Origin of the sequence: Actinoplanes sp. NPDC049802 (assembly GCF_040656595.1) — a bacterium.
GTDB lineage: Bacteria > Actinomycetota > Actinomycetes > Mycobacteriales > Micromonosporaceae > Actinoplanes.
The window spans coordinates 30155-41729 of sequence record NZ_JBFAMR010000017.1 but is presented as its reverse complement, the minus strand read 5'-3'; the positions used below and the strand labels follow the sequence as shown (position 1 = coordinate 41729).

Here is an 11575-nt window from a genome sequence, read left to right as displayed (position 1 = left end):
GCTTCGTGCCGCGCCTGGTTCCCGCGTCGGCTGCTTCGTGCCGCGCCTGGTTCCCGCGTCGGCTGCTTCGTGCCGCGCCTGGTTCCCGCGTCGGCTGCTTCGTGCCGCGCCTGGTTCCCGCGTCGGCCGCTTCGTGCCGCGCCTGGTTCCCGCGTCGGCCGCTTCGTGCCGCGCCTGGTTCCCGCGTTCGCCGTATCGTTTCACCGCATCCCGCTGAGCCGGGCCCTGCTGCGCCAGCGGTGATCCGCTCTCCGCTGCGCTCCCGGTGAGCCCCCACTGCGCTCCCGGTGAGCCCCCACTGCGCTCCCGGTGAGCCCCCACTGCGCTCCCGGTGAGCCCCCACTGCGCTCCCGGTGAACCGCACTGCGCAAGCCACGTGCAGCCGTACCGCGCAAGCCACGTTCAGCCGCACCCCGCAAGCCACGTGCGTCCGTGCGGCTGCACGGCGCAAGCCACGTGCTTCCGGCGGGCGGCCATCGCCCGTACCCGCTGCGAAAGAACCGCGAGGCGCCACCCGGAGGGAGTGGCGCCTCGCGGCTGTGGTGAATCTCAGCGCGCCCGGTTCAGCAGACGGCGTGGGCTGAACCGGGACAGCGAATCGCGGAGGGCGGTCATGCGCTCGGCCGCCCGGGTGGACCACTCGGACAGACCCAGACGCCAGCTGAGCAGCACCGACGGTGGCAGGAGCAATGCCCGGAGGCGGGTCCACCTGGGCGCGGCCTCGGCCATGCCGGACCGGACCCGGGTGAGGGCGGTCGTCAGCTCGGCACCCTGGAGGGGGAGCCGGGCATAGCGGGCACGCTCCTCGGCGCTGCCCAGCAGGGTGGCCGCCTCGGCCGGGTCACCGGTCAGCGACGACTCGCGGATCAGCCGCTGGGCGGTGATCCGGGGCGTCTCGGTCGGGTCCACCGGCACCTGGTAGTCGATCATCGAGTCGATCAGCTCGTCCCAGGCGGCGTGTGCGTCGTTCCGGGCCTGGCCGGCGTCACCGGTCACCGTGAGGTCGGTGATCGAACCGCCGCCCTCCGCCGAGAGGACCGTCGGAGCGGACGGCGCCGTGGCGGCATGGCGGCGGCGGCGCACCAGGATCCGGCGCAGGGCCGGGACCAGGAGCAACGCGATGACCAGCGCGACACCAGCGGCGATCCACAGGCCCGTCCAGGAGACTTCCTGCACGATCGGGCCGGCCGCGCCGGTCTGGTTGCCGTCCTTCTCCGGACGGTCGGGGCGTTCGGCGGCGCCGGGACCTCCCGACGAGTCGGGGCCGGCCGCGCCGGTGTCGGTCGAGCTGGACGCCGTCGGGCTGGGCCGGTCCACGTCCGGCGCCCAGGCGGAGCGGGTGGAGCCGGTCACCGCGGTGGACGGTGTGGCGTCGAACGGCACCCAGCCGAAGCCCTGGAAGTAGACCTCGGTCCAGGCGTGCGCGTTCCGGTTGGTGATCTCGTAGGTGCCGTTGCCGATCGCCTTGCCGCGGGTGAAACCGAACGCCACCCGGGCCGGGATGTCGGCGGCGCGGACCATCCATGCCATCGCGGCCGCGTACTGCTGGCAGTAGCCGGCCTTGTTGTTGAGGAAGTCGGCGATCTCCGACGCTTTCCCGGTCGACGGCACGGACAGGCTGTACCTGAACCCGGCCTCCTGAGAGAACGAGTCGTAGATCGCCCGCACCTTGTCGTAGTCGTTGTCCTTGCCCTTGATGAGCGCGGCCACCTTGTTCTCGACCGTCGCGTCCTGCGGCCGGTCGGTGAACGACATCAGCGGGTCGCCGCGATCGAGCGAGTCCGCCTGGCGCAGCGCGGCGGCGTTGAACGTGGCCCTCAGGTACGTGACGTCGTACCGCTGTTGCTTGGTCGTGGCCCGGCCGGAGAACAGCACCTGCTGGCTGGGGTCGTACGCCCAACTGCCGTTGATGTTGTCCACCCGAACCGCGTGGCTGTAGAGGGGCGCCATGTTCTGCTGGAGCTTGTCGCTGACCTCCACCCGCGCGCGGTACTCGGTGTAGCGTGCCGCGCTGCTGGCCGCCACCTGCCGCGGGTCGGGCAGCCCCTTGCCGAGCGAGTCACCCTTCGGCGTGTTGTGGGCGAAACCGTTCTCCGTCAGCATCTCGGCCGCGCCGAACCGCAGATAGAACGGCTCCGGCTCGTTGGTGGTGACCTGGAGAAGCTTGACCGTCTCGGTGTGGTTGAGCTGGCCGCTCAGCGAGGCGAACAGGTTGATCCGCCCGCCGTTGCCGTTGCCGGGGCCGTTGCCGATGCCGGACCCGCTCTGCGTGATCTGGGACAGCAGCCCGCCGGAGACGGTCGGCACGGCCAGCGGCAGGAGCACCGCGGCCAGCACCCCGACCACGCCGATCCGGCGGCCGGCCGCGGCCAGCGGGGACGGCTCCCAGACGTCCACGTCCCGCCCGTCGCCGGTGAACCGGCGGCCGAATCGGCGCACCCGGTCCACGTTGTCGGCGGCCAGCAGCCACATGAAGCCGACCGCACCGATCATGAACGGCACCGGGGGCACGCTGTCCAGGTAGATCGCGACCGGGATGGAGTAGATGGCCAGCATCGGCAGGCCGGCCAGGGCGGGCCGGCGGAACACCGCGGTCAGCAGGTCGACCACGATGGCGACCACGCCGATGCCGAGGACCGTGACGAACAGCAGGCCGTCCCGGTCGGGGACGGGCACCCCGTACGCCCGGGTGTCCTCTCCGGCCTGGCGGATCAGGTCCATCCAGTGGCCGAACGTGCCCGCCTGCGGGATGAAGAACTCCCCGCCGCTGGGGAACAGCCACGTCAGCGACAGGACGAAGGCGAGCACCATGCTGGTGGCCTGCGCCCAGGTGGGGAACCGGAACGTCCGCGTGGCCACCGCGGCGCCCTGGATCAGCAGCACCGTCAGCAGGCACTGCATCAGCCAGGTCCAGTCCTTGAAGATCGACGACAGGGGCGCGGCGGCGAGCAGTGTCGCCGCCGCGGCGACCAGTCCGAGACGACGCCGGCCCGTCATCGGACCACCCCGCTGACCGTCTCGGCCATCGCCGCCCGGTACGCGAAGCCCTGCGAGCCCCGCGCGACGGTCGGCCAGAGTGCCGCCAGGGTGTCGCCGTGCGTCACCGGCACCGATCGCCAGCCGCTGCGCACCAGGGCGAGCGACGCGGCCGCGTGCTCGCGGTCCGCCTCCCGCCGGGCCCCGTCGGCCAGCGGCATCCAGGTGGAGCTGTCCAGGGCGAAGCCGACGCAGGTGGCGCCGTTGCCGCGGAGCTGGCTGAGCAGCCCCGCCTCGGCGGTGGTCAGCGCGCCGAACAGGCCGATCACCAGGCCGCCGTCGCTGCGCCGCCGGACGTGCTCGACCAGGATCGAGATGTCGCCGTTCTGTTCCGCCTTCACGTCGGCCAGGGTGTCCAGGATCAGGCTCTCGCCGCCGGCCTCGGAGGCGTCCACGTCGGTGCCGGCGCCGGTGACCAGACGCAGCTTGTAGCCGGCCTCGCGCAGATGGACCGCGATGCTGGCGACCGCCGACACCGCCCATTCGAAGCTGGCGGTCGGGCCCTCGCCGCGGTGCGCGTAGACCCGGGTGTCCAGCACGATCGTGGCCCGGGACTCCCAGGGCTGCTCCTCGCGGCGGACCATCAGCTCACCGGTCCGCGCGGTGGACCGCCAGTGCACCCGGCGCAGGTCGTCGCCGCGCCGGTACTCCCGGGTGGCCGCGTCGTCCTCGCCGTGCACCGCCACCGAGCGGGCGCGGCTCTCGCCGGTGCCCGCGTACTCCCCGGCCAGGCGGACCCGGGGCAGCGCCACCACCTGCGGGATCACCGTGAGCCGGTCCACGCTGGGGAAGGAGCGGGTCAGCTCGCACAACCCGAAGGGGTCGGTGAGCCGGACGATCAGCGGGCCGATCGGGTAGCGGCCACGGATGTCGGCGCGCACCGTGTACGCCACCGAGCTGGCCTGGTGCGCCCCGAGCCGCTCCAGCACGACGCGGGGACGGCTGCCCAGCGCGTACGGCAGGCGGTCCTCCAGCAGCATGGTGCCGGTGGGCAGGCGGGACAGGTTCTGCAGGCGCAGGATGACCCGGGCGCTCGACCCGACCGGCGCCCGGGCCGGCTCCAGCGACCGGGTGCAGGCCAGTTTGTAACGGCTGCGGCCTACGTACCACGCGGCGAGCATCGGGAGGGCGGCCAGGAGCACCGCCACCCGTAGCAGGTCGCGTTCGCCGAGGATGAGCGCCGAGACCGCGGCGGCGACCGCCGCGGCCAGGAACGAGCGGCCGCGCGTGGTGAGTCCCCGCAGCGCCTCCCGCATGATCATCGCCCCCGTGACTCGTACGGCGCGCGCCCGTCACGGGTGTCGTAAGGGTTGCGGGCGTGCGGCAGCGGCAGCCGGTGCACGATCTCGGACACGATGGCGTCCGTGGTCCGCCGGTTGAGCTGCGCGTCCGCGGTCGGGATGATCCGGTGTGCGAGCACCGGCACGGCCAGGGCCTGCAGATCGTCGGGGAGCACGTAGTCACGGCCCTCCAGCGCGGCCACCGCCTTCGCGGTGCGCAGCAGCTGGAGCGTGGACCGGGGCGACGCGCCGAGACGGATCTCCGGGGCCTCACGGGTGGCGGTGACCAGGGCGATCGCGTATTGCTGGACGGCGTCGGCGGCGTGCACCGCGCGGGCCGTCTCGATCAGCCGGCGGACCATGGCGGCGTCCGCCACCGCCCGCAGGTCGTTGAGCGGGTCGTGGTCGCCGTGGCCGGTGAGCATCGCCAGCTCGGCCCGCGGGTCGGGGTAGCCCATCGCGATCCGGGCGGTGAACCGGTCCCGCTGCGCCTCGGGCAGCGGGTAGGTGCCCTCCATCTCGATCGGGTTCTGCGTGGCGACCACCATGAACGGCGCCTGCAGCTCATACGTCGTGCCGTCGACGGTGACCTGCCGCTCCTCCATGCACTCCAGGAGAGCCGACTGCGTCTTCGGTGAGGCCCGGTTGATCTCGTCGCCGACCACCAGGTTGGCGAAGACCGCGCCCGGCTTGAACTCGAAGTCCCGCGTCTCCTGGTTGTAGACGCTCACCCCGGTCACGTCGCTGGGCAGCAGGTCGGGCGTGAACTGGATGCGCCGCACCGAACAGTCGATCGAGCGCGCCAGCGCCTTGGCCAGTTTCGTCTTGCCGACGCCCGGCACATCCTCGATCAGCAGGTGGCCCTCGGCGATCAGGACCGCGAGTGCCAGCCGCACCGTCGCGCTCTTACCCTCGATGACCTGCTCGATGTTGGCCATGATGGCTTGCGTCGCGGCGCGGAACTCGGCGCTCGTCAGTGGGCCTGACGGCTCGCCCCAGGTCGGCGTTGTCACGGGCCTCCTCCAAAACGTGTCTACCCCCGTAAGGCGGAGATCACCCACCGTCAAAGGGCACCGTAAGGTAGCGGGCGCCCAGCGGCCGTGGGCCTCCGGCGCTCGCCGCCCGTCCCCACAGGTTATCCCCGTACACACGCATCGCCGAAAGGCCTGATCGCAGCCCTGTTGATATCGGTTTTGGGGGAATACCGGACGAACACGTGCCATCCGCCATCCCAGGCTCGTCGCCTGTGGACAGCCGGGAGTATTCCACGTGCCCGCCAACCCGGTCGCCGTCAGTGACGGCCGAGGGGTATCATCCACGCATGGCTCGGTCTGTTCTGCTCCTTAGCCGGCCGTGCTGATCCGCTGACCGCGGACCAGGCACGGCAACCCCTCCTGCGCGAGGGGCTTTTTTATGCCCTCCTTTCGACAAGACAAGACGAGACGTGGACGAGATGGTGAAGATGAGCGAGACCGAGACCCCACCGTTCCGCTATACCGCCGCGATGGCCGACGAGATCGAGCTGCGCTGGCAGGAGCACTGGGCCGAGAAGGGCACGTTCCACGCGCCCAACCCGGTCGGTGACCTGGCCGATCCCGGCCATCCGCGGGCCGGGGCACCGAAACTGCACGTTCAGGACATGTTCCCGTACCCGTCCGGTGCCGGCCTGCACGTCGGGCACCCGCTGGGCTACATCGGCACCGACTGTTACACCCGCTACCAGCGGATGGCCGGTTACAACGTGCTGCACCCGATGGGCTTCGACGCGTTCGGCCTGCCCGCCGAGCAGTACGCGGTGCAGACCGGCACCCACCCGGCGGTCACCACGGCGGCCAACGTCGAGCGGTACCGCCGGCAGCTGCGCCGGCTGGGCCTGGCGTACGACGAGCGGCGGTCCTTCTCGACCACCGACCCGGAGTACTACCGCTGGACCCAGTGGATCTTCCTGCAGGTCTTCAACTCCTGGTTCGACCCGTCGGTGGGCAGGGCACGCCCGATCGACGAGCTGATCGCCTCCTACGAGTCCGGCGAGCGTGGCCCGGAGTGGGCCGGCCTGTCGGCGGCCGAGAAGCGGAAGCTGATCGACGACCACCGCCTGGCCTACATGAGCGAGGCCCCGGTCAACTGGTGCCCGGGCCTGGGCACCGTGCTGGCCAACGAGGAGGTCACCCCGGAGGGCCGCTCCGAGCGCGGCAACTACCCGGTGTTCCAGCGCAGCCTGAAGCAGTGGATGATGCGGATCACCGCCTACGGTGACCGCCTGGTCGAGGACCTGGACGCGCTGGACTGGCCGGAGCCGGTCAAACTGATGCAGCGCAACTGGATCGGCCGCAGCCGTGGCGCCCACGTCGACTTCCCGGTGGACGGGTCGGACGGCGTGATCAAGGTCTTCACGACACGCCCGGACACCCTGTTCGGCGCCACCTACATGGTGCTGGCCCCGGAGCACGAGCTGGTCGAGCGGATCGTGCCGGCGGCCTGGCCGGACGGCACCCACGCGGTGTGGACCGGTGGCGCCGGCACGCCCGCCGCCGCGGTCGAGAAGTACCGCCGGGACGCCGCCGCGAAGACCGACGAGGAGCGGACCGCCGACGGCAAGGTCAAGACCGGCGTCTTCACCGGCGCGTTCGCGGTCAACCCGGTCAACGGCGCGCGCATCCCGGTGTTCATCGCCGACTACGTGCTGGCCGGTTACGGCACCGGCGCGATCATGGCGGTGCCCGGCCAGGACGAGCGCGACTGGGCGTTCGCCGAGGTCTTCGAGCTGCCCATCATCCGTACGGTGAAGGCTCCTGAAGATTGTGAAGGGGCTTTCACCGGCGACGGGCCGGCGATCAACAGCGACTGGCTGGACGGCATGGGCGTCGCCGAGGCCAAGGCCGCGATGATCGAGTGGCTGGAGGCGAACGGCAAGGGCCAGGGCGCCACCACCTACCGCCTGCGGGACTGGCTGTTCAGCCGGCAGCGGTACTGGGGCGAGCCGTTCCCGATCGTCTACGACGAGACCGGTCTGCCGATCGCGCTGCCCGACTCGATGCTGCCGGTCGAGCTGCCCGACGTCGACGACTTCTCGCCGCGCACCTTCGACCCGGACGACGCCGACTCCGAGCCGGAGACGCCGCTGTCGCGCAAGAAGGACTGGGTGCAGGTCGAGCTGGACCTGGGCGACGGGCCGAAGACCTACACCCGCGAGACCAACACCATGCCGCAGTGGGCCGGCTCCTGCTGGTACGAGCTGCGTTACCTGGACCCGCGCAACGGCAAGGTCCTGGTCGACCCGGAGAACGAGGCCTACTGGATGGGCCCCCGCAAGCCCGGTGACGCGGGCGGCGTCGACCTGTACGTGGGCGGCGTCGAGCATGCCGTCCTGCACCTGCTGTACGCCCGCTTCTGGCACAAGGTGCTGTTCGACCTGGGCCACGTCTCGTCGTTCGAGCCGTTCAAGAAGCTGTTCAACCAGGGCTACATCCAGGCGTACGCGTTCCGCGACGACCGCGGCGTCATCGTGCCCGCCGAGGAGGTCGTCGAGCGCGACGGCAAGTGGTACCACGGCGACCAGCAGGTCAACCGCGAGTACGGCAAGATGGGCAAGTCGCTGAAGAACGTCGTCACCCCCGACGAGATGTGCGAGCAGTACGGCGCCGACACGTTCCGGGTGTACGAGATGGCGATGGGCCCGCTGGACGTCTCCCGCCCGTGGGACACCCGCGCCGTCGTCGGCTCGCAGCGGTTCCTGCAGCGTGCCTGGCGCCTGGTCGTCGACGAGGAGACCGGCGCCACCAAGGTCTCCGGCGAGCCGCTGGACCCGAAGACCCGCAAGATCCTGCACAAGGTCATCGCCGGGGTCCGCGAGGACATGGAGGAACTGCGGTTCAACACCGCGATCGCCAAGCTGATCGAGCTGACGAACGCGCTGACCCCGCTGCCGGTCGCCTCCCGCGAGGCGGTCGAGCCGCTGGTGCTGATGCTGTCCCCGTTCGCCCCGCACATGGCCGAGGAACTGTGGGCCAAGCTGGGGCACACCGAGTCGCTGGCCTACGCGGACTTCCCGGTCGCCGATCCGGCCCAGCTGGTCGCCGACGCGATCACCTACCCGGTGCAGGTCAACGGCAAGGTCCGCGGCCGCGTCGAGGTCTCCCCGGAGACCGGCGAGGACGAGGTGCGCGCCGCCGCCCTGGCCGCCGTCGCCGAGGTCCTGGCCGGCAAGGAGCCGAAGAAGGTCATCGTGGTGAAGGGACGCCTGGTCAGCGTCGTCGTCTGACCACAGGATGGACACGGCCCGTCGCGGTGCGCCGCGGCGGGCCGTCGCCTGCTTGGATGGGTGACATGCCTGACGTTCTCGCCGTCGCCCCGCTCGCCAAGCCCGTCGACGCGACCGTCCAGCCGCCCGGCTCCAAGAGCATCACCAACCGGGCGCTGCTCTGCGCGGCCCTCGCCGACGGCGTCTCCACTCTCTCCGGGGCGCTCTTCGCCGACGACACCCGGGCCATGATGGGCGCGGTGAGCGCGCTCGGCGCGACGGTCACCCTTTCCGAGAGCGAGCGTACGGTCGTCGTCCGCGGCATCGACCAGGGCAGGACCGGAGGCGGCAGCCGGATCGACGCCCGCCAGTCCGGCACCACGTCACGGTTCCTCCTCCCGGCGGCGGCGCTCCTCGACGGCCGCACCGTCGTCGACGGCAGCGAGCAGCTGCGGGCCCGCCCGTTCGGCCCGGTCCTCGACGCGCTCCGGCAGGTCGGCGCCGGTGTCGAGGAGCTGGACCGGCCCGGACACCTCCCGGCGGCCGTCACCGGGCCCGCGCGCGGTGGCCCGGTCGAGGTCAGCGGCCACATCTCCAGCCAGTTCCTCTCCGGCCTGCTGATGGCCGGGCCGCTGATGGACCGTGGGATCGACGTCACCCTCACCTCGCCGCTGGTCTCGGTGCCCTACGTGGAGATGACCAAGGCGGTGATGGCGGCCTTCGGGGTGACCGTCTCCGGGCTCACCGTTGCGGCGGGCGCCTACCGCCCCGCCGACTACGCGATCGAACCCGACGCCAGCGCGGCCTCCTACTTCCTGGGGGCGGCGGCGATCACCGGCGGCCGGGTCACCGTCTCCGGCCTGGGCACCGGCAGCCTGCAGGGAGACGTGCGGTTCGCCGACGTCCTGGAGCGGATGGGCGCCACGGTCACCCGTACCGCCGACGCGATGACCGTCCGCGGCGGCGACCGCCTGCGTGGCGTCGACGTCGACATGGCCGACATCTCGGACACCGCGCAGACGCTGGCCGCGGTCGCCGTCTTCGCCGACGGGCCGACCCGGGTCCGTGGCATCGGCTTCATCCGCGGCAAGGAGACCGACCGGGTCGGCGCCGTGGTCACCGAGCTGCGCCGGGCCGGCATCGACGCGGTAGAGGACGACGACGGCTTCACCATCCACCCGGGAACGCCGCGGCCGACCCGGTTCGCGACCTACGACGATCACCGGATGGCGATGAGCCTCTCCCTGCTCGGTCTGCGCGCGCCCGGGATCGAGATCACCGACCCGGGCTGCGTCTCCAAGACCTACCCCGGCTACTTCACCGACCTCGCCACCCTCGCCTGAGGGCACAGCGATCTTCCCGGTACGCGTGACGCCGCCCCGGACATTTCGGACCGTCCCGCTTCGCCGCGCGAGCCCGCTGCCGGCTGCAGCCCGTGCCGCGCCCGCCGGGCCGAGATCGGTGCTCCGGCAGGCCCGGCCGGGCGTCCGGTCACCCGCCTCCCGCCGCTTTCGCTCCATCGGCTGGCTACGACGGTTGTATCTGGCTTCACCAGGACGGCTTGAGCCGGACCCCCTGTCGGTCGGTGACGGCTTGGGCTGGCCCCACTTGGCGATCTCTAGACCGGCTTTCTGTTGACAGCAGGAACATGCTCGGATGAAACGGACAAACTCCATTGGCAAAGGACAGGTGTGCACGGATCACGCCTATATGTGTCCCGGAAACATGACACCCGCAACGGGTGTCATCACACCCACCATGGGTGTCGGGTTCTCAGAGGACACATCGCTCGGGACGCGGGCCCGGTCCGCCGGGCAACACGGCGCCATGACTGATCGGCAGGTCAGCGATGCCGCAAGCTACGGCTTGCTTCTCTGTGCGGCCTTCGTCGGTGTTTCAGCGTCCCTGAGTGGCTGCCGGTGGATGGCGGTGGGGTGAGCGTGACTGGGCAGCACAGCCCGGCGGCCGGGTGAGGGCTCGCGCCGAACTCTGCTGGGCCCGGCGCCACGCCGACAGCCGCCGTTGCGGGTCAGGGCCCGGTGCCCGTACCGGAAAGGAAAGCCGCCGCCGAGGTGGGAAGCTGAATCGGTGATCGTGGCTGCCGCCGGGACGGGAAGCTGGATCGGTGATCGTGGCTGCAGTCGGGACGGGGAGCTGGATCGGTGTTTGTGGGCTGCCGAGATGGACCGGTGGTCGGGGGCGGTGCTGAGGCGGGGAGGCCGGGTCAGGCGGGGGCGGTGCTGAGGCGGGGAGGCCGGGTCAGGCGGGGGTGGGGGTGCGGCGGGCGGTCTGGCGCCAGCGCAGGATGATCGCCGTGGAGAGGACGAAGCTGAACGCCGCCGGGGCCAGAGTGAGGAAGTTCATGTCGCCGGGGGCGACGACCGCGGCGCCGATCACGGCGTAGGTGACCGTGGACGGGATGGCGGCGATCGTGGTGCCGAGCAGGTAGCGCTTGCGGCACACGCTGGTGGTGCCGTAGGCGTAGCCGACCAGGCCGAACGGGGCCAGTGGGAGGAACCGGACCAGCAGCACGGCGGCCAGGCCACGGCGGTTGAGCCAGCCGTCGAGGCGGGCCAGGCGGCTTCCGGCGCGGGCCTGAAGGGCGCCACGGCCGGCCCAGCGGCCCGCGTAGTAGGTGGCGACCGCGGCGATCACCGCGGCGGCCAGGGCGGCCGCCGCGCCGGTCACGGCGCCGAGCAGGGCGCCGCACGACATCGTGATCAGGGTACGGGGAACGAGCACCGACAGGAGCATGCCGCCGAGGACCGCCACCGCGAACACGGCGCTGGGGCCCATGGCGGACAGTGTGTCGGCGATCTCCCGCAGCGGCAGCACGGCGGCGAGGCCGGCGAGGGCGCCGACCCCGGCGCCGAGCAGGGCGAACCGGATCAGACGGCGCTTCCACCCCATCGTGGTGGCGGCGGGAACGACAGCGTGGTCAACGGCCTGAGGGTCCGCGGGGAGTGCAGCGCCCCGCGGGGCGATCAGGTTGTCGGTCATGCAGGCCTACCGCCCCAGG

The 11575-nt window shown here is 71.7% G+C and carries 7 protein-coding genes; 3 read left to right on the top strand and 4 right to left on the bottom strand.

From position 1 onward, the window contains the following. A partial coding sequence (locus AB0I88_RS14665) for a hypothetical protein (RefSeq protein WP_361023156.1) occupies positions 1 to 243 on the top strand: 243 nt, incomplete at its 5' end. 306 nt (positions 244 to 549) lie between these two features. Here the strand turns inward: AB0I88_RS14665 and AB0I88_RS14660 are convergent. The 3 genes from AB0I88_RS14660 to AB0I88_RS14650 are packed head-to-tail and all read right to left on the bottom strand — an operon-like array spanning position 550 to position 5254. Then, positions 550 to 2997 carry a DUF3488 and transglutaminase-like domain-containing protein gene (locus tag AB0I88_RS14660; protein ID WP_361023153.1) on the bottom strand — a complete coding sequence of 816 codons (2448 nt, stop codon included), beginning with the start codon at positions 2995 to 2997 and terminating at the stop codon, positions 550 to 552. Continuing rightward, positions 2994 to 4292, bottom strand: a complete 1299-nt coding sequence (locus AB0I88_RS14655; RefSeq protein WP_361023371.1) for a DUF58 domain-containing protein — start codon at positions 4290 to 4292, stop codon at positions 2994 to 2996. Before AB0I88_RS14655 ends, AB0I88_RS14660 begins: the two co-directional genes overlap by 4 nt. A 2-nt stretch (positions 4293 to 4294) precedes the next feature. Next, positions 4295 to 5254, bottom strand: a complete 960-nt coding sequence (locus tag AB0I88_RS14650) for a MoxR family ATPase (RefSeq protein ID WP_361023368.1) — start codon at positions 5252 to 5254, stop codon at positions 4295 to 4297. Between the two features lie 524 nt (positions 5255 to 5778). On the opposite strand from AB0I88_RS14650, the gene leuS reads away from it, so the two are divergent. Both leuS and aroA read left to right on the top strand, forming a co-directional pair. Then, on the top strand, positions 5779 to 8577 hold the full coding sequence (gene leuS, locus AB0I88_RS14645) for a leucine--tRNA ligase (RefSeq protein WP_361023150.1): 2799 nt from the start codon (positions 5779 to 5781) through the stop codon (positions 8575 to 8577). A gap of 65 nt (positions 8578 to 8642) precedes the next feature. After that, complete coding sequence (gene aroA, locus AB0I88_RS14640; RefSeq protein ID WP_361023147.1) at positions 8643 to 9899, top strand: 3-phosphoshikimate 1-carboxyvinyltransferase; 1257 nt, start codon at positions 8643 to 8645, stop codon at positions 9897 to 9899. A 916-nt stretch (positions 9900 to 10815) separates the two neighbouring features. On the opposite strand, the gene AB0I88_RS14635 is transcribed toward aroA, so the two are convergent. Further along, positions 10816 to 11556, bottom strand: a complete 741-nt coding sequence (locus tag AB0I88_RS14635; RefSeq protein ID WP_361023144.1) for a VTT domain-containing protein — start codon at positions 11554 to 11556, stop codon at positions 10816 to 10818. Positions 11557 to 11575: the final 19 nt, after the last annotated feature.